Raw genomic sequence first — 17,013 nt, forward strand, 5'->3', positions numbered from 1 at the left:
GTCTATTTTTCCCTGGTCTTCCGGATCTCGCCGCTCTGCGGATCGACATAGACCTCGAACAGCCGCCCATTCTTGTCGACCACGATGAATTCGTACAGCCATAGGCCGTGCCGGCGTTCGATTTCGACGCCGGTGATTTCGCCGGGGAGCTTGTCACGCACCATGGTCAACAATTCGGCGAGCGGGCGAATCTCGCCGCGCTGCACCGCGAGCCGCGCCTCGTCGTGATCGTGGCGGCCGTGATCGTGGCCGTGGTCGTGCGCCAGCGCGCCGCCGGCCATCGCCGCCAGCATCAGCCCGGCCACCAGCGGACGAAACCGCACCATCGCCACTCCGAGGGGTTTGAAAGACAGGTTCGATCGCGCAGCATCGGCCCGGGCGGCTGACGGCTCGCTGACATCGCTCAAGCCGGGGTCCGGCCGTCAGCGGCCCTTGCCCGCGAACAGCGGCCGCAACACGCCGGCGACCAGGCCGGCGGCGATCAACAGGCCGACGATCGGGATCCACAGCAGGAAGGCGCCGAGCAACAGCACCAGCACCACGGCGATCACCGCGCCGATCCCGAGCGCCAGCATGAACAGGCCGAACGGGCCGATCTTGCCGACATAGATCTGCTCGGTGGTGGTCTGGTCGATGAACACCCGGGTGCCGCGCGGGTCGTGCGACTCGCCGGGCGGAATGATCTCGGGCTCGAAGCGCGGCTGCTCCGGCTGTTTGGGTTGGTCGGTCATGGGCAACGTCCTTGCGCGCCGGGGTCGCTGCCCTGGCACGAGCGCCGAGAATAGCCGCTTGGGCGACGGGAGCGAGTGGTTTCGTCAGAACCGCGCGTGACCTTCGGCCGCGCGAGGGCGACGGGCGTCACAACAGGTATCGGGCTGCGGTTCTTCTGGGTTCGTGAGATGAACTCACGACGCCGGCAACGGTTCCTGCTCGCGCGCCACCCGCTCCGGGAACGCCGCCGCCAGCGACGCCCGGTCGGGTTTCAGCACGCCGCGCTCGGTGATCAGGCCGGTGACGAGGCGCGAGGGCGTGACGTCGAAGCCGTAATTGGCGACCTTCGAACCCTGCGGCACGATCCGTACGGTCTCGATCCGGCCGTCATGGGTGCGGCCGGTCATGTCGGTGACCTCGGCGGCGTCGCGCTGCTCGATCGGGATCTCCTTCACGCCGTCGTGGATGGTGAAGTCGATGGTCGGCGACGGCAATGCCACGTAGAAGGGCACGTTGTTGTCGCGCGCGGCGAGCGCCTTGAGGTAGGTGCCGATCTTGTTGCAGACGTCGCCGTCGGCGGTGACGCGGTCGGTGCCGACGATGCAGAGGTCGACCATGCCGTGCTGCATCAGATGGCCGCCGGTGTTGTCCGGGATGACCGTATGATCGACGCCGTGATGGCCGAGCTCCCAGGCGGTGAGCGAGGCGCCCTGATTGCGCGGCCGGGTCTCGTCGGCATAGACGTGGATCGCAATGCCCTTGTCGAACGCCTGATAGATCGGCGCAGTCGCGGTGCCCCAGTCGACGGTGGCGAGCCAGCCGGCATTGCAATGCGTCAGCACGTTGACGCGCTCGCCGGGCTTCTTCCTGGCCGCGATGGCTTCGATCAGCTTCAGCCCGTGGGCGCCGATCGCCTGGTTGATGGCGACGTCCTCGTCGGCGATTTCGGCGGCGCGCTGATAAGCGGCGGCGACGCGGTCGGCCGGCTTCACCGGGGCGAGCGCACGGCGCATCTCGTCGAGCGCCCATTTCAGATTGATCGCAGTCGGCCGCGTCGCGATCAGCTTATTGTAGGCGATGGCCAGCGCCGCATCGGAGGCGTCCTCGCGCATCGCCAGCGCCACGCCGTAGGCCGCCGTCGCCCCGATCAGCGGCGCGCCGCGCACCAGCATCGCGCGGATCGCGTCCGCCGCGCGGTCGCAATTGGTCAGCCGCGCCACGACATATTCATGCGGCAGCCGGCGCTGATCGATCGCCGCGACGGTCCAGCCGTCGGGCTCGAGCCAGATGGAGCGGGTATGAATGCCGTCGACTTTCATCTTGCCACCTCAGAACAACTAGCCTGACAATGAGACCGCAACTTCTCAACTCGTCATGCCCGGGCTTGACCCGGGCATCCATCATTGAAGAGGATGGATTGCCGGGTCGAGCCCGGCAATGACGGCGGTGGTGACTAACCCTTCAAAATCCGCCCCGCCACCGCATCCAGCTTCTTCAGCAGTTCCGGATCGCGCGCGTCGGGCTGGGTGATCAGAGCGGTGTCCAGCGCGCGGTCGGAGCCGATCGGGCAGTCTTCGTGCTCGCGCGGGAAGTCCTGCGCCAGCCGCGCCACCAGGCTCTTGGCCTTTTCGGCATTGGTGGTCAGCACCCGGATGATGTCCTGCACCGTGACGGCGTCGTGGTCGGGGTGCCAGCAGTCGAAATCGGTCACCATCGCCACGGTGGCGTAGCAGATCTCGGCCTCGCGGGCGAGCTTGGCCTCCGGCATGTTGGTCATGCCGATCACCGAATAGCCGAGCTGCTTGTAGGTGACGCTCTCGGCGTAGCTGGAGAATTGCGGGCCTTCCATGCAGAGGTAGGTGCCGCCGCGCGCGAACGCGATGCCTTCGGCCTCGGCGGCGGCGGCGAGATGGATGCGCAGCCGCGGGCTCACCGGATGCGCCATCGAGACGTGGGCGACGCAGCCACGGCCGAAGAACGAACTCTCGCGCTTGTAGGTGCGATCGACGAACTGGTCGACCAGCACGAAGGTGCCGGGCGGCAGCTCTTCCTTGAACGAGCCGCAGGCCGACAGCGAGATCAGGTCGGTGACACCGGCGCGTTTCAGCACGTCGATATTGGCGCGGTAGTTGATGTCGGAGGGCGACAGCCGGTGGCCCTTGTCGTGGCGCGGCAGGAACACGATCGGCAGGCCGGCGATGTTGCCGCGCCGCACCGCCGAGGACGGCTCGCCCCACGGGCTCGCGATCGCCTCCTCGCGGACGTCCTCCAGCCCCGGCAAATCATAGATGCCGGATCCGCCGATGATGCCGAGTACCGCCCTGGTCATGCCCTGTCTCCCGCGTCGTTCCGAGCGCATTCAACATGCGCGCGGTGGCCCGACAACCCCCATATCAGGCGTATCCGACAAACGTCTCATTTTACCGACGGCGCGCGCCAGCCGCGGCCCGACGCGCGACGATTTTTCTTGTTCCCGATCGCCGCGCGGCTGCTAGGATCATCGCCAAGGCCTCGCAAAAGCGGCCAAGGGGAGTGAAGAAACGTGCAAACGGGACGCGTCGTGTTCGGCGCCATGGAGGAAGTCGTTTACGGGCAGCCGGCGGCGGCAGCGATCGCCGCCCAGATCGACCGGATCGGCGCGCAGCGCGCGCTGCTGATGGTCTCCGGCACCCTCAACCGCACCACCGACGAGATCGCCAAGATCCGCGACGCAATCGGACCGCGCTGCGCCGGGGTGTTCGACGCGATGCCGGCGCATTCGCCGCGCTCGGCGGTGATCGCCGCGGCGAATCAGGCCCGCGCCGTCGGCGCCGACCTGCTCGTCACGGTCGGCGGCGGCTCGATCACCGACGGCGCCAAGGCGGTGCAGATCTGCCTCGCCAACGACATCGGCACCGTGGCGGAGATGGACCGCGTCGCCAACCGGCCGTCGCCGGTGGCGCCCATCGTGCGGCAGATCAGCGTGCCGACCACGATCTCCGGCGGCGAGTTCAGCGCGATGGCCGGAGTCACCAACGAGGCGACGCGGGTCAAGGAGAAATTCGCGCATCCGCTGGTGATGCCGCGCGCCGCGATCCTCGATCCGGCGATCACCGTGCACACGCCCGAATGGCTGTTCCTGTCGACCGGAATCCGTGCGGTCGATCACTGCGTCGAGGCGATCTGTTCGGGCGAGGCGCATCCTTACGGCGATGCGCAGGCGCTGCATGGGCTGGCGATGCTGGCCAGCGCACTACCGCGGGTGAAAGCCGACGCGACCGATCTCGACGCCCGGCTCGACTGCCAGATCGGCACTTGGCTGTCGATGGGCGCGCTGTCGTCCGGCGTGCCGATGGGCGCCAGCCACGGCATCGGCTACGTGCTCGGCGCGGTGTTCGACGTGCCGCACGGCCACACCTCCTGCGTGATGCTGCCGGCGGTGATGCGCTGGAACAAGTCGGTCAACCGCGAGCGCCAGGCGCTGGTCGCGGCCGCGATGGGCCACCCCGGCAAGGACGCTGGCGACGTGCTCGACGCGCTGATCCGCGTGCTCGGGATGCCGCGCAGCCTCCGCGAGGTGAATGTCGGCCCCGAACATTTCGAGCGCATCGCCGATCAGGCGATGGGCACGCCATGGGTGCCGCGCAACCCCCGCAAGATCGACGGTCCCGCGCAGGTGCGCGAGATCCTGGAGCTGGCGGCGTAAGCGACGCGCGCATGCTCCCCTCGGGACGAACAACGATGACTCCGTCATTGCGAGCGCAGCGAAGCAATCCAGAAGCTCAGTGCAACGCGCCTCTGGATTGCTTCGCCTTCGGCTCGCAATGACGGTGGAGGACGGATCGACTTCGACAATCAGCAACTCAGGCACGCATCAGCACGAGGGACACGATGTACACCGGACAGTTCGCGAACACCCATCCCGACCGCCCCGCTTTCATCATGGCCTCGACCGGCGCCGCCGTGAGCTATGCGGAGCTCGAGGCGCGCAGCAACCGCCTCGCGCATCTGCTGCGCCGGCACGGGCTGAAGCGGCTCGATCATTTCTCGATCTTCATGGAGAACAACGACCGCTACCTCGAAGCCTGCGGCGCCGGCGAGCGCACCGGCTCCTACTATACATGCGTCAACTCGTATCTTACCGCGCCTGAGCTGGTCTACATCCTGACCAACAGCGACTCCAAGGCGCTGATCACCTCGACCGCCAAGCTCGACATCGCCCGCGAGGCGCTGAAACAGTGCCCCAACGTGACGCTGTGCGTAGTGGCCGACGGCGACGGCGAAAGCGAGCGCATCGTCGGGCTCGCCGAGGCCACCAAAGGCCTGCCCGACACGCCGGTCGCCGACGAGAGCCTCGGCACCGCGATGCTCTATTCGTCCGGCACCACCGGCCGACCGAAAGGCATCCTGCGGCCGCTGCCGGAGCAGCCGCCGTCGCAGCCGCTGCCGCTGTTCCACTTCCTCAACATGCTGTGGAAGTATCGCAACGACATGATCTATCTGTCGCCGGCGCCGCTGTATCACTCCGCGCCGCAGGCCGCGGTCGGCCTCGCCATCCGCGACGGCGGCACCGTGATCATCATGGAGCATTTCGATCCCGAGCACTATCTGGCGCTGATCGAGAAGTACAAGGTGACGCACAGCCAGCTGGTGCCGACGATGTTCTCGCGGATGCTGAAGCTGCCCGAGGAGGTGCGCAACAAATACGACCTCTCGACGCTGGAAGTCGCGATCCACGCCGCCGCGCCCTGCCCGCCGCAGGTCAAGGAACAGATGATCGCCTGGTGGGGGCCGATCATCCACGAATATTACGGCGCCACCGAAGGCCTCGGCTTCACCGCCTGCAACAGCGAGGAATGGCTGGCGCATCGCGGCACCGTCGGCAAGGTGATGTTCGGCGACCTGCACATTCTCGACGACCGGATGCAGCCCTGCCCCAAGGGCACGCCGGGGCAGATCTGGTTCAAGACCGCGACGCCGTTCGAATATTTCAACGATCCGGGCAAGACCAATGAGGCGCGCTCGGCCGACGGCAGCATGAGCACGGTCGGCGACGTCGGCTATGTCGACGACGACGGTTTTCTGCACCTCACCGACCGCGCCACCTTCATGATCATCTCCGGCGGCGTGAACATCTATCCGCAGGAATGCGAGAATCTGCTGATCACCCACCCCAAGGTCGCCGACGCCGCGGTGTTCGGCGTGCCGAACGAGGATCTGGGTGAAGAGGTCAAGGCGGTGATCCAGCCGATCCCCGGCGTCGACCCGGACGTCGACCTGGCGCAGGAACTGATCGCGTTCTGCGGGCAGTCGCTGTCCCGCCAGAAGGTGCCGCGCTCGATCGACTTTCTCGAGGAACTGCCGCGGCTGCCGACCGGCAAACTCTACAAGCGGCTGCTGCGGGACAAATATTGGGGCAACAAGGAAACGCGGATCGTGTGAGCGGCGCAACGCGCACTGCGCAACCTCTCCCGCTTGCGGGAGAGGTCGGATCGCGCAGCGATCCGGGTGAGGGAACTCCCCTCCGCGAACGCATCGTCAGTGCTCGGCTCGCCCTCACCCCAACCCTCTCCCGCAAGCGGGAGAGGGAGCGCGCTGCGGGGCTCCAGAGGGCGCGGAACCTCTGCGGCAAACATTCTGATGCAAGACCGAGAAGAATCGGCCGCGTTGGGCTATAGGCTTCACATGTCCGTACGCATGCTCTTCTTCGCCCACCGATCCGCATGACCCTCTCCGCCTCGCGCCACGCCTCCGACGACCTCGATGCCCGCGCGCTGTCGACGCTGAATCACGTGTTCGGCCTGCCCGGCTTTCGCGGCCATCAGGAAGCGATCATCCGCCATGTCGCGCATGGCGGCGATTGTCTGGTGCTGATGCCGACCGGGGGCGGCAAGTCGCTGTGCTACCAGTTGCCCGCCCTGTTGAGAGACGGCTGCGGCATCGTGGTGTCGCCGCTGATCGCGCTGATGCGCGACCAGGTGGCGGGGCTGCTGGAGGCCGGCGTGCGCGCCGCGGCGCTGAATTCCAGCCTAAGCTACGCCGAGGCCGACGCGATCGAGCGGCAGCTGCTCGCCGGCGAACTCGACCTTTTATACGTCGCCCCCGAACGCCTGCTGACACCGCGTTGCCTGGCGATGCTGGCGCGGGCGAAAATCGCGCTGTTCGCGATCGACGAGGCGCATTGCGTGTCGCAATGGGGCCACGACTTCCGGCCGGAATATGTCGGCCTCTCCGCCATCGCCGAGAAATTCCCCAACGTGCCGCGGATCGCCCTGACCGCGACCGCCGACGCACTGACGCGGCGCGAGATCAGCGAGCGGCTCGGCCTCACCGACGCGCCCTGCTTCGTGTCGAGCTTCGACCGGCCGAACATCCGCTACGCCATCGTCGACAAGCAGAATGCGCCGGCGCAGCTCAAGGCGTTCATCGCCGACAAGCATATGGGCCATTCCGGCGTGGTGTATTGCCTGTCGCGCGCCAAGGTCGAGGACATCGCCGACACGCTGTGCAAGGCCGGCATCGACGCGCTGCCCTATCACGCCGGTCTGCCGGCGGAGATCCGCGCGCGCAATCAGGACCGCTTCATCAACGAGGACGGCGTGGTGATCGTCGCCACCATCGCGTTCGGCATGGGCATCGACAAGCCCGACGTGCGCTTCGTCGCGCATCTCGACCTGCCCAAGAGCATCGAGGCCTATTATCAGGAGACCGGCCGCGCCGGCCGCGACGGCAAGCCGTCGGATGCCTGGATGGCCTACGGCCTTTCCGACATCGTGCAGCAGCGGCGGATGATCGACGAATCCTCCGGCTCCGACGCCTTCAAGCGGGTGTCGATGGGCAAGCTCGATGCGCTGGTCGGCCTGTGTGAATCCACCGCCTGCCGCCGCACCCGGCTGCTCGGCTATTTCGGCGAGACGGCGCTCGAGCCGCAGTGCGGCAATTGCGATAATTGTCTGTCGCCGCCCAAGGTGATCGACGGCACCGTGGCGGCGCAGAAGCTGCTGTCCTGCGCCTATCGCACCGGGCAGCGGTTCGGCGCCCAGCATCTGATCGACGTGCTGCTCGGCCGCCTGACCGAGCGCGTCGGCCAGTTCGGCCACGACAAGCTCTCGGTGTTCGGCATCGGCGGCGAATTCAACGAGAAGCAATGGCGGGCGGTGATCCGGCAATTGGTGTCGCTCGGGCACCTCGCGCCGGACAGCGAGGCGTTCGGCGCGCTGAAACTCACCGAGAGTTCGCGCGCGGTGCTGAAGGGCGACGCGCAGGTGATGCTGCGCGAGCAGACCGGCGGCCGGCCGCCGCGGGCGAAATCCCGCCGCGGCGATCTGGTCGGCGGCGCGCCGCGCGAATCGACCGGCGATCCGGATCTGTTCGCGGCGCTGAAGGCGTGGCGCTCCGAGGTGGCGAAGAGCCGCGGCGTGCCGGCCTATGTGGTGCTGCACGACGCCACCATGGACGGTATCGCCGCAGTGCGCCCACGCTCGCTCGACGAACTGCGCGGCATTCCCGGGATCGGCGACAAGAAGCTGGAGCATTATGGCCAGGAATTGCTGGCCCTGGTAAATGCCTCAGGCAGCTGAACCGGCTGCCGCGCGGACGCTCGCCGCGATCACGGATTGTCAGAGAAAGGGTATCGGTGTCCAGCCCATCCCATCTTGCCGCACTCGACAAGCTCAAGACCCGGATCCAGGCGTTGCGCGGCAAGACCATCGCCAATGGCTGTACCGAGGAGGAGGCCCTGTCGGCGGCCGCCAAGGTCGCCGAGCTGCTCGATCGGCACGATCTGTCGCTGAGCGACGTCGAGATCCGCGAGACCCCGTGCGAGCAGATCAGCTTCGAGACGTTTCGCAAGAAGCGGATTCCGCTCGACGATTGCGTCGGCGCGATCGCGCATTTTTGCGATTGCCGGGTCTGGCGCGAGAAGAATCCCACCGGCGAGAACCGCTACGTGTATTTCGGGCTGCGTTCCGACATCGAGGTCGCGCATTATCTGACCGAGCTGATCGACGCCGCGGTGCGCGCCGAACTCGGCCGCTACAAGACCAGTGCGGATTATCGCCGGTTCCGCCACCAGGACCGTCATCTCGCCAACGCCTCCTTCAGCTTCGGCATGGTGGTGTCGATCGGCGACAAGCTGATGGCGATGAAGGCCGCGCGCGACAAGGTCAATGACGGCGCCGGCCGCGGCCTCGTGGTGCTGAAATCCGCGGTGGTCGACGAGGAGTTCTGCAAGCTCGACCTCAAGCTCCGCGCGTCGCGCGGCACCGGCCGGACGGTGTCGATGACGGCCTATGAGGCCGGCGGCAGCGCCGGGGCGAAGCTCACGATCAATCCCGAAATCGGCGCCGATCCGCCCGCCGCGCTGAAGCGCTAGCCGGCCATCGGCCACTCAGCATCCGCGTCCCGGGCGCGGCGCAGCACGCAGTGCTGCTCCGCAGAAACCCTGCCCCCGCTTTGCGCCGATCACCGGGGCCCCGGCTCTGGCCGCGAAGGAGTATCACGGTGCCAGGCGGCGTCATGACGCTGCGACCCGCACCCGAATTTCGGCGACTGGTTCAATTCCTGCATCGCCGCCGACAATCGGTTCAGCCGAACGGCCGACGCGGCGGAAACGCTTAGTTTATGGCCAGATCGCCTATCAGGAGATGCGTCAATGCCGCTCTACGGATTTCATTGTACGGATTGCGACAAGGACAGCGAGCTACTGGTCGGGTTTGCCGACAAGCCGCGCTGTCCGTCCTGCGGCAGCCGCAAGATGGAGCGACTGATCTCGCGCCCGGCTCCGCCCGGCCGCAGCAAGGGCGTGGTCAAGGCCGCCCGCGCGCGGGCCGCGCGCGAGGGCCATCTGTCGAATTTCAGCCGCAAAGAGCGCGGCCTCTGATCGCCTGTCAGTAGTCCGACTGACCGTAGGCCGGCGCGTAGCCGTAGGCATTGCCGTAACCGCCACCCGAGGCGCTGTAGCGCGGGTTCGCCACGCAATTGCCGCCGGTGCCCTGCGCCGAGTAGCGGCAGGATTCGAAGCTGACGAAATTGCAGTTGCCGGGATAGCCCTGGTGAGCACCCTGCTTGCAGTAGGGGTATTCGACCTGCGCCGCGGCGGGCTTCGCGGTGATCAATTGAGTCGCGCCGAGCGCGCCGAGCGCCATTGCGGCCAGAGCCAGAGTCTTCATCGCGGGTTCTCCCTTCGGTGTTCGACATCGGCACGTCACAGTGCCGTCATGTCCAACCAACGATGCACTCCCGGCAACGTTCCGACGGCCGGGCCGAGAGCGTTGTCGCAGTCGTGCGCATGCCGGACATTCGCCGCCCGAATTGCGCGATGAAGCGGGCGGTGGCACAAGCGCGGGACGGAAACAAAAGGGATGCGCGCCATGCAGCGGCAATTGCCGTCGCACGGAAAGCGCACGAACGCGCGGAAAGCGCAGCACAAAGGGGAGAAACCATGCCGCAACCCAGAGAAGCGCCGGGGATTGTCAGTCCGTTCGCCGGCATGGACGTGCCATGGCTGCTGCGGCTGCACGCGCAGGCGCGGCCCGAACATCCCTTCGTGATCTGGGCGCCGTTCGACGCCCCGGCGCGGGTCTGGCGCTACGGCGAATTCCACGACCGCGTCGGCGCGCTCGCCGCCGGCCTGGTCGCGCGCGGCGTCCGGCCCGGCGACGCGGTGCTGATCCATCTCGACAATTGCGCCGAATTCCTGCTCGCCTGGTTCGCCTGCGTCGAGCTCGGCGCGCTCGCGGTGACCACCAACACCCGCTCGGCGGCGGCCGAGATCGATTACTTCGCCGACCACTGCAACGCCGTCGCCGCCATCACCCAGCCGGCCTATGCCGAACTGGTCGCGGCGAACTGCAAGAAGCTGCGCTGGATCGCGGTGATCTCGCACGATCCCGGCTCGCCGCTGCCGGCGCAGCCGGTGGCGAAGGCGGAGTCGTTCGACAGCCTGTTCGGCGACAGCGCCAACCGGCCGCGGCGGCCGACCGACCCGTTCGCGCCGTGCAGCGTGCAGTACACTTCGGGCACCACGTCGCGGCCGAAGGCGGTGCTGTGGACCCACGCCAACGCGCTGTGGGGCGCCAAGATCAACGCCGCCCACCAGACGCTGCGCGCCGACGACGTCCACCTCGCTTACCTGCCGCTGTTCCACACCAACGCGCTGGCCTATTCGATGCTGGCGAGCCTGTGGGTCGGCGGCACCTGCGTGGTGCAGCCGCGGTTCTCGTCGAGCCGGTTCTGGAAGGTGGCGCTGGAGCACCGCTGCACCTGGAATTCCAACATCGCGTTCTGCCTGAAGGCGCTGATGGATCAGGAGACGCCGAAGGATCACTCGTTCCGTCTGTGGGGCACCGCGGTCGCCGAACCGCCGGTCTTCGCCGGGTTCGGCATCAAGATCATCGGCTGGTGGGGCATGACCGAGACCATCACCCACGGCATCATCGCCGAGGCCGACCAGCCCAACACGCCGATGTCGATCGGCCGCGCCGCGCCCGAATATGCGATCCGCATCGTCGGCGAGGACGGCGCGCCGACGGCCGTCGGCGACACCGGCAATCTGCTGATCAAGGGCGTGCCGGGCCTGTCGCTGTTCGCGGAGTATCTGCACAACGAGCAGGCCACCCGCGACAGCTTCGACGAGCACGGCTACTTCATCACCGGCGACCGCGTCACGCTGCTGGAGCACGGCGCGATCCGGTTCGGCGACCGCGCCAAGGACATGCTCAAGGTCGGCGGCGAGAACGTAGCGGCGTCCGAGATCGAGCAGGTGGTGATCACCGTGCCGGGCGTGCGCGAGGCCGCGGTGGTGGCGAAGAAGCACCCGATGCTCGACGAGGTGCCGGTGGTGTTCGTGATCCCGGCGGCCGGCGTCGACAAGGCGGCGCCCGACCTCGCCGATCAGATCCTGGCGGCGTGCAGCCGGTCGCTCGCCGATTTCAAGCGCCCGCGCGAAGTGCGCCTGGTCGACGACATGCCGCGCTCGACGCTGGAGAAGGTGGCGAAGGCGGAATTGCGCAAGATGCTGGCGGAGTAGTCGCGGCCTTCTCGTCATTCCGGGACCCGCGCAACGCGCGTGAACCCGGAATGACCGGGGAAACTAACCGCCCATCGCCACCGGGCGGAACGCCTGCAGCAGGCGCTGGTCGATCTTGTCGCCCATCTCCTCCATCTGGCAGAACGCCCGCAGCGGCATCAACGGGATGTGGTTCTTGCGCTGCGCCACCTGCGACGTGAAGATGTCGACGATGGTGGTGATGCGGACGATGTCGCTGATCTGGTCGCCGTGCAGCGCGTCGGGATAGCCCGAGCCGTCGAGCAGTTCGTGGTGATGCAGCACGACGTCGAGGGTCTCGCGCGGGAAGCTGCCCTCGGAGGCCAGCGCATCGTAGCCGAGCCGCGGATGCTCGCGGAATTTGCGCAGCCGTTCGCCCTGCAGGGCGTCGACATTGTCGAGCAGGGCGACGTCGACGAACGCCTTGCCGACGTCGAACAGCAGCGCGGCGCGGGTCAGGCGGCGCTGGTCTTCCTCGCGCATCCCGAGATGCTGGGCGAAGGCGACCGCATAGCCGGTCGCGAACAGCGCGAGCCGATAGCTCTCGTTGTGGTGGCGGCCGACCGCGGCGAGCCATTCGCGCAGCGAGCTGCGCCGGATCGCCTTGAGGATCGGTCCTTCGGCCCGGAGCACGTCCTGATAGGTCAGCGGCTTGCCGGCCGGCAGCCGATCGAACATCTTGACCAGCACGCCGTGCGCGGCCGCGATGCCCTGGCTCATCGCCTCGGCGCGGGCGTCGGCGGTGATCTCCGACGCATCCGGAAACGCGGCGCGGATGCGCGCCAGCAGATCACGCGAATCGAACGGGCGGGCGATGGTGTCGGTGGCGCCGAGCGCCCAGGCCTGCATCGAGCCGTGATGCAGTTCGTCGGCCAGCACGAACAGCCGGGGGAAGGGCTGGTAACCGCCGCCGAGCAACCGTTGTTTGACGCGCTGCACGCTGTCGGCGGAGCGCAAATTGATATCGACGACGATCCCGGACAGGTCACGCGACGGGGCTTCCGGCAATTCCGCGGTCGAGACGATCTGGACCTCGGCGACGCCGGCGAGGATGCGCGCGAGATCCGCGCTCTGATCGCGGCGGTCGGACGCCAGGATCAGCCGTCGCCGCGGTTCGGTCTGGGGCGCCGATTGTCGGGCTAATGAGTTCATGGATCACCGGATTGGAAATGACATACGCCTCCGCCACCCGTAACCGAGAAATCGGTTCCCACTGCTTAATGGGCGTTCTTAACGATCGATGTTTTTTCCGCCTCGATTTGACTGATATTGTACAGAAGCGCGCGGCCGCGCGCCGGGCTCGGGACCACGCCGCGTCGATGAGCCGAGGATCGAAAGGACGACGATGCCACAGCCCTCGCTGACCAAGATCAAGCGCAACGGCAGGCCGCAGGCGCCGTGCGGCTCCGGCACCGCGCGGCGCGCGATGGCCGTGCTGGTCATGCTGATCGCGGCCTCGTCATTGGCGCGGCCGGCCTCGGCGCAGCAACCGGCGGCGGTCATCGTCGCGCCGCCGTTCATCGCGACGCTGTCCAACACCACACCGCTGGCGTTCGGAATGGACGCGCTGCAAGCGGAACGCGCACTCGGCATGCCGCTGAACTACGTCAGCGGCCGGCCCGGCGACGAGATCTTCCTGGCGATCCGCACCCACGGCGGCAGCGGATTCTTCAACCGCCGCGACCGGCTGTATCTGCAATTCCGCCGCGGCCGGCTGACCGGCTGGAAGGGCGACTGGGGCCGCAACTGGATGTGGCCGTAGGCCGCACGATCACGGTCGAGGCCGGGGTGAGTTTCAGAACCAGCGTTCGCTGACCATCACGGTGTCGCCGGGGCTGAGCGGCGTGCCGAGCGGGACGACGGCACGCACCATCGCGCCGCCCTCGGGATGCGTCAGCGTCGCGCTGTCGCGGCGGGCGCGCGGCGAGAAACCGCCGGCGATCGCGATCGCGCTTTCGACCGTCATGTTCGGCACATAGGGATATTGGCCGGGCGCCAGCACTTCGCCGAGAATATAGAACGGCCGATAGGATTCGACTTCGACCGCCACCGACGGCTCACGAATGAAGCCGTTGCGCAGCCGCGCGGAGATCGCGGCGGCGAGTTCGGCCGGCGTGCGGCCGCGCGCCGGCACGCTGCCGATCAGCGGCATGGTGATCGCGCCGGAGGCATCGATCGCGTAGCTGTTGGTGAGACCTTCCTGGCCGTAGACCACGATCCGCAGCCGGTCGCCGGCATCGAGACGATATTCCGTTCGGGGGCCGGGCATCGGCGCGGACGCATAGGCAGCCGGACCCGGTCCGGCAGGGCCGCCACCATAGGCCATGCTGTCGAGGGTGTTGGACGGCTGGATCGCGACCGGCCCCGACCGCCGCATGCAGCCGCCGAGCGCGAGCGCTGCCGTTACGGCAATCATCGACAATCGAAACGCGTGGTCCAAACGCACTGGAGCCATTCCCTCTCCACGAGACGGCTCCGTTTATGCCCTGTTAGGGTTAACAAATTGTTCGCGGTGCGTAGTTCCGCGAGGGCGCAGCGGCAGGGCCTCGCGCAGCCCGCCCCCTCTCCCGCCTGCGGGAGAGGGCTGGGGTGAGGGCGAGCCGGGCACTGAGCCTGCTCATCGCGGAGAGCTCTTCCCCCACCCGGATCGCTGACGCGATCCGACCTCCCCCGCAAGCGGGAGAGGTTGCGCCGTGCCGGATCGCAGGCGGATCAGGCCGTGACACCGATACCGACCGGGCACGACACCCCGGTTCCGCCGAGCCCGCAATAGCCGCCGGGATTCTTGGCGAGATATTGCTGGTGATAGTCCTCGGCGAAATAGAACGCGCCGGCCGGCGCGATCTCGGTGGTGATCGGTCCGAAGCGCCTGGCGCCGAGTGCCTGCTGATAGGCCTCGCGCGACGCCTCGGCGGCGCGTGCCTGCGCGTCGCCGAAGGTGTAGATCGCCGAGCGATATTGCGAGCCGACATCGTTGCCCTGGCGCATGCCCTGGGTCGGGTCGTGACTTTCCCAGAACGTCTTCAGCAGCGCCTCGTAGGAGATCTTCGTCGGATCGAACACCACCAGTACCGCCTCGGTGTGGCCGGTGCGGCCGGAGCAGGTTTCCTCATAGGTCGGGTTCGGCGTGTGGCCGCCGGCATAGCCGACCGCGGTGGTGTAGACCCCGTCGCCGAGTTCCCAGAACTTGCGCTCCGCGCCCCAGAAACAGCCGAGACCGAACACCGCCTGCTGCAGCCCCTCGGGATAAGGCGGCTGAATGCGAGCGCCGTTGACGAAATGGCTGCGCGCGGTCGGGATCGGCGTGGCGCGGCCCGGCAGCGCTTCGCTGGCGCTCGGCATCGCGGCGGATTTGCGCGTGAAGAACATAGACACCTCCCGGCGCGCCGCGGCGGTCAAGCTCGCCCGGGCGCCCGTTTGCTGGATGATGCTGGCGGGCAGCCGAACGCTGCCGCCACCTTCTCTCGACTGAAATCTGGATATAGGATGCTACGCGCCAACCGACAGGGTTGTTACGCCGAACCAGGCGCAGCGGCCCTCAGCGGGCGTAGCCGATCAGCGGTTTGCGCCGCCGGAACAGCAGCAGCAACACCAGGCCGGCGACGCCGAGCACCGCGAAGGTCGGCTGCGCCAGCAGCAGCTTGACGACATGGGTCCAGACCCAGGGCGCGGCCTGCTCGATCCAGACCCGGAAGGTCTGCTGGCTGGACTGATGGACGTCGTTCCAAAATTCCCCGAGCCGGGTCCATTGCAAGGAGCTGTCGGCGACCGAGCGGGCGCCGTCATAGACCAGGAAGATGAATCCTCCGGTCAGCAGCAGCAAGCCGATCAGTCGAAAGAACCCGCGGATCATCGTCCACCCCGATGGAATTGACCGCCCCTATCGCGTTTTCGAGCGACGTGGAGACCGGTTCGCGTGACGAAAACGCGTCAAATCGACAATCAGGAGCTCCGGCTCTGATTCGATCAGAACCGGACAAGCTCCAGGGCCGCATCTACCGGGCGGGCGGGCAAAAGACAACCTCGCCAGCGACTTGTCCCGGCCCGCCGGGCGGCAGCGCGCCGCATCCGCCCGCCGACAGGGAGCCGGCCGGAACCGACATTGGGCCGCCACGGCCGTTGACGCTGGAAAGCTGTGGCTTTATAAGGCCGGCATTGGCGGTGGGGTCTCCCTGCCGCCGCTGTTCTTTGAAGCGGCGTCGCGTATTCGGCCCGCCGGCTCCAGGAACAAGCTTCAGAACATCCGGAACACACGGCGAGGCTCCGATCATTCGTGGCTCCGTCATCAGCCCGGCCCTCCGCAGCGGAGGCCGCCGCAGGATTTGAGAGAACATGGCCAATACGTCTTCGGCGAAGAAAGCGACTCGCAAGATTGCCCGGCGCACCGCGGTCAACAAGTCGCGCCGCACCCAGATGCGCGGTTCGGTTCGGACCGTCGAAGAAGCGATCGCCAGCGGCGACCGCGAGGCCGCGCTGAAGGCGATGGCGAATGCCGAGCCGGCGCTGATGCGCGCCGCCCAGCGCAACATCGTTCACAAGAACGCGGCGAGCCGGAAGGTGTCGCGCCTCGCGCATCGGATCGCGCAACTCGGGAAGTAATTCTCAAGTTCAGAACAGAATCAGATGCCCGGCTCAGCCGGGCATTTTTTTTGCCGGCACGACCGCTTGTTTTTACCCGGCACGGCCGGTTGCACACGCATCGCATCCTTTGCCGGCGCGGTTGCGCAGCATGCGATGACACGTGACGCGATGCGACGACATCGGGCCGAACGCCACGGCCGCCTGCTTCGCTCGGCGACGCGACGCGACGCGAAACAATCACCACGCATGTCGTGCAGCACGGTCAACGCAGCGCACGCGTTGCCGATGCTCGCCGTCGACAGCGCGAGCTCGCGCGATGCGGTACGCGCGAGACGCATTGCGCGCATTGTCAAGCGATCTGGACGTGTTTTAGAAAAGCCCTGCGGCACAACCGGAACTCGTTGCCCGACAACGATCGCACCGACACGCGCGACCGCGCCTCGGGAGTCTACGCAGTACCAACTTCGCGTCGGCTACCCTGTCGGAACGCTCACAAAAAAACCCGGCCAGCGAGACACTTATCGACAAAGCGGCAGCGAGCACTTGGAAAAGGCGGTCGCGCAGCGCTCAAAGGTAAAGGATTCATGAAAAACTTTTAGGCGTGCGATGGATTTGTCACGCACGGTTCACTCGTCGAATCTGTGCACAGATTCAAAATCTTGCCATTGTCACGATGAGCCTCTGCCTAATCGCGC

The 17,013-nt window shown here is 67.1% G+C and carries 17 protein-coding genes; 8 read left to right on the forward strand and 9 right to left on the reverse strand.

Annotated features, from left to right (window positions below; translation table 11 throughout):
- Nucleotides 1-2: 2 nt before the first annotated feature.
- From RPB_RS23630 to RPB_RS23645, 4 genes are all read right to left on the reverse strand, one after another.
- On the reverse strand, nucleotides 3-326 hold the full coding sequence (locus tag RPB_RS23630; protein ID WP_011443560.1) for a PepSY domain-containing protein: 324 nt from the start codon (nucleotides 324-326) through the stop codon (nucleotides 3-5).
- A 96-nt stretch (nucleotides 327-422) separates the two neighbouring features.
- Nucleotides 423-731 (reverse strand): hypothetical protein, encoded by a 309-nt coding sequence (locus RPB_RS23635; protein ID WP_011443561.1) that lies wholly within the window; start codon nucleotides 729-731, stop codon nucleotides 423-425.
- Nucleotides 732-905: 174 nt separating this feature from the next.
- Nucleotides 906-2,030 carry an S-methyl-5-thioribose-1-phosphate isomerase gene (gene mtnA / locus RPB_RS23640; protein ID WP_011443562.1) on the reverse strand — a complete coding sequence of 375 codons (1,125 nt, stop codon included), beginning with the start codon at nucleotides 2,028-2,030 and terminating at the stop codon, nucleotides 906-908.
- Between the two features lie 134 nt (nucleotides 2,031-2,164).
- Entirely contained in the window at nucleotides 2,165-3,040 is an 876-nt protein-coding gene (locus tag RPB_RS23645; RefSeq protein WP_041798457.1) for an S-methyl-5'-thioadenosine phosphorylase, read from the reverse strand.
- 243 nt (nucleotides 3,041-3,283) lie between these two features.
- On the opposite strand from RPB_RS23645, the gene RPB_RS23650 reads away from it, so the two are divergent.
- The 5 genes from RPB_RS23650 to RPB_RS23670 all read left to right on the forward strand — a co-directional run bounded on the left by RPB_RS23650 (nucleotide 3,284) and on the right by RPB_RS23670 (nucleotide 9,571).
- Nucleotides 3,284-4,396, forward strand: a complete 1,113-nt coding sequence (locus RPB_RS23650) for an iron-containing alcohol dehydrogenase (RefSeq protein WP_041799030.1) — start codon at nucleotides 3,284-3,286, stop codon at nucleotides 4,394-4,396.
- 185 nt (nucleotides 4,397-4,581) lie between these two features.
- Nucleotides 4,582-6,132, forward strand: coding sequence for an AMP-binding protein (locus tag RPB_RS23655; RefSeq protein WP_011443565.1), 1,551 nt, complete (start codon nucleotides 4,582-4,584; stop codon nucleotides 6,130-6,132).
- 281 nt (nucleotides 6,133-6,413) lie between these two features.
- The gene (recQ, locus tag RPB_RS23660) at nucleotides 6,414-8,270 is read left to right on the forward strand and encodes a DNA helicase RecQ (protein WP_011443566.1); all 1,857 of its coding nucleotides are present in this window, start codon (nucleotides 6,414-6,416) and stop codon (nucleotides 8,268-8,270) included.
- Between the two features lie 56 nt (nucleotides 8,271-8,326).
- Complete coding sequence (locus tag RPB_RS23665) at nucleotides 8,327-9,064, forward strand: DUF7168 domain-containing protein (RefSeq protein ID WP_011443567.1); 738 nt, start codon at nucleotides 8,327-8,329, stop codon at nucleotides 9,062-9,064.
- Nucleotides 9,065-9,343: 279 nt separating this feature from the next.
- The gene (locus tag RPB_RS23670) at nucleotides 9,344-9,571 is read left to right on the forward strand and encodes an FmdB family zinc ribbon protein (protein ID WP_011443568.1); all 228 of its coding nucleotides are present in this window, start codon (nucleotides 9,344-9,346) and stop codon (nucleotides 9,569-9,571) included.
- A 7-nt stretch (nucleotides 9,572-9,578) separates the two neighbouring features.
- Here RPB_RS23670 and RPB_RS23675 read toward each other — a convergent pair whose 3' ends face one another.
- On the reverse strand, nucleotides 9,579-9,860 hold the full coding sequence (locus RPB_RS23675; protein WP_011443569.1) for a DUF3551 domain-containing protein: 282 nt from the start codon (nucleotides 9,858-9,860) through the stop codon (nucleotides 9,579-9,581).
- Nucleotides 9,861-10,132: 272 nt separating this feature from the next.
- Between RPB_RS23675 and RPB_RS23680 the strand changes: the two genes are divergently transcribed.
- On the forward strand, nucleotides 10,133-11,719 hold the full coding sequence (locus RPB_RS23680) for an AMP-binding protein (protein WP_011443570.1): 1,587 nt from the start codon (nucleotides 10,133-10,135) through the stop codon (nucleotides 11,717-11,719).
- A 63-nt stretch (nucleotides 11,720-11,782) separates the two neighbouring features.
- On the opposite strand, the gene RPB_RS23685 is transcribed toward RPB_RS23680, so the two are convergent.
- Entirely contained in the window at nucleotides 11,783-12,889 is a 1,107-nt protein-coding gene (locus RPB_RS23685; protein WP_011443571.1) for an HD-GYP domain-containing protein, read from the reverse strand.
- Between the two features lie 193 nt (nucleotides 12,890-13,082).
- Between RPB_RS23685 and RPB_RS23690 the strand changes: the two genes are divergently transcribed.
- On the forward strand, nucleotides 13,083-13,499 hold the full coding sequence (locus RPB_RS23690; RefSeq protein ID WP_011443572.1) for a hypothetical protein: 417 nt from the start codon (nucleotides 13,083-13,085) through the stop codon (nucleotides 13,497-13,499).
- A 33-nt stretch (nucleotides 13,500-13,532) separates the two neighbouring features.
- Here the strand turns inward: RPB_RS23690 and RPB_RS23695 are convergent, their stop codons facing one another.
- The 3 genes from RPB_RS23695 to RPB_RS23705 all read right to left on the reverse strand — a co-directional run bounded on the left by RPB_RS23695 (nucleotide 13,533) and on the right by RPB_RS23705 (nucleotide 15,590).
- Entirely contained in the window at nucleotides 13,533-14,192 is a 660-nt protein-coding gene (locus RPB_RS23695) for a polysaccharide biosynthesis/export family protein (RefSeq protein ID WP_011443573.1), read from the reverse strand.
- 257 nt (nucleotides 14,193-14,449) lie between these two features.
- On the reverse strand, nucleotides 14,450-15,106 hold the full coding sequence (msrA, locus tag RPB_RS23700) for a peptide-methionine (S)-S-oxide reductase MsrA (RefSeq protein WP_011443574.1): 657 nt from the start codon (nucleotides 15,104-15,106) through the stop codon (nucleotides 14,450-14,452).
- 169 nt (nucleotides 15,107-15,275) lie between these two features.
- Complete coding sequence (locus RPB_RS23705; RefSeq protein WP_011443575.1) at nucleotides 15,276-15,590, reverse strand: hypothetical protein; 315 nt, start codon at nucleotides 15,588-15,590, stop codon at nucleotides 15,276-15,278.
- A gap of 479 nt (nucleotides 15,591-16,069) precedes the next feature.
- Here RPB_RS23705 and rpsT point away from each other — a divergent pair, with 479 nt between their 5' ends.
- Nucleotides 16,070-16,336, forward strand: a complete 267-nt coding sequence (rpsT, locus tag RPB_RS23710) for a 30S ribosomal protein S20 (RefSeq protein ID WP_011443577.1) — start codon at nucleotides 16,070-16,072, stop codon at nucleotides 16,334-16,336.
- The last annotated feature ends 677 nt before the right edge of the window (nucleotides 16,337-17,013 follow it).

This window comes from Rhodopseudomonas palustris HaA2 (assembly GCF_000013365.1).
GTDB lineage: Bacteria > Pseudomonadota > Alphaproteobacteria > Rhizobiales > Xanthobacteraceae > Rhodopseudomonas > Rhodopseudomonas palustris_J.

What these genes read in the sequence shown, in the direction of transcription:
- RPB_RS23630 (WP_011443560.1), bottom strand. Translation starts at nt 326, where the DNA reads ATGGTGCGGTTTCGTCCGCTGGTGGCCGGGCTGATGCTGGCGGCGATG.
- RPB_RS23635 (WP_011443561.1), bottom strand. Translation starts at nt 731, where the DNA reads ATGACCGACCAACCCAAACAGCCGGAGCAGCCGCGCTTCGAGCCCGAG.
- mtnA (WP_011443562.1), bottom strand. Translation starts at nt 2,030, where the DNA reads ATGAAAGTCGACGGCATTCATACCCGCTCCATCTGGCTCGAGCCCGAC.
- RPB_RS23645 (WP_041798457.1), bottom strand. Translation starts at nt 3,040, where the DNA reads ATGACCAGGGCGGTACTCGGCATCATCGGCGGATCCGGCATCTATGAT.
- RPB_RS23650 (WP_041799030.1), top strand. Translation starts at nt 3,284, where the DNA reads ATGGAGGAAGTCGTTTACGGGCAGCCGGCGGCGGCAGCGATCGCCGCC.
- RPB_RS23655 (WP_011443565.1), top strand. Translation starts at nt 4,582, where the DNA reads ATGTACACCGGACAGTTCGCGAACACCCATCCCGACCGCCCCGCTTTC.
- recQ (WP_011443566.1), top strand. Translation starts at nt 6,414, where the DNA reads ATGACCCTCTCCGCCTCGCGCCACGCCTCCGACGACCTCGATGCCCGC.
- RPB_RS23670 (WP_011443568.1), top strand. Translation starts at nt 9,344, where the DNA reads ATGCCGCTCTACGGATTTCATTGTACGGATTGCGACAAGGACAGCGAG.
- RPB_RS23675 (WP_011443569.1), bottom strand. Translation starts at nt 9,860, where the DNA reads ATGAAGACTCTGGCTCTGGCCGCAATGGCGCTCGGCGCGCTCGGCGCG.
- RPB_RS23680 (WP_011443570.1), top strand. Translation starts at nt 10,133, where the DNA reads ATGCCGCAACCCAGAGAAGCGCCGGGGATTGTCAGTCCGTTCGCCGGC.
- RPB_RS23685 (WP_011443571.1), bottom strand. Translation starts at nt 12,889, where the DNA reads ATGAACTCATTAGCCCGACAATCGGCGCCCCAGACCGAACCGCGGCGA.
- RPB_RS23690 (WP_011443572.1), top strand. Translation starts at nt 13,083, where the DNA reads ATGCCACAGCCCTCGCTGACCAAGATCAAGCGCAACGGCAGGCCGCAG.
- RPB_RS23695 (WP_011443573.1), bottom strand. Translation starts at nt 14,192, where the DNA reads ATGGCTCCAGTGCGTTTGGACCACGCGTTTCGATTGTCGATGATTGCC.
- msrA (WP_011443574.1), bottom strand. Translation starts at nt 15,106, where the DNA reads ATGTTCTTCACGCGCAAATCCGCCGCGATGCCGAGCGCCAGCGAAGCG.
- RPB_RS23705 (WP_011443575.1), bottom strand. Translation starts at nt 15,590, where the DNA reads ATGATCCGCGGGTTCTTTCGACTGATCGGCTTGCTGCTGCTGACCGGA.
- rpsT (WP_011443577.1), top strand. Translation starts at nt 16,070, where the DNA reads ATGGCCAATACGTCTTCGGCGAAGAAAGCGACTCGCAAGATTGCCCGG.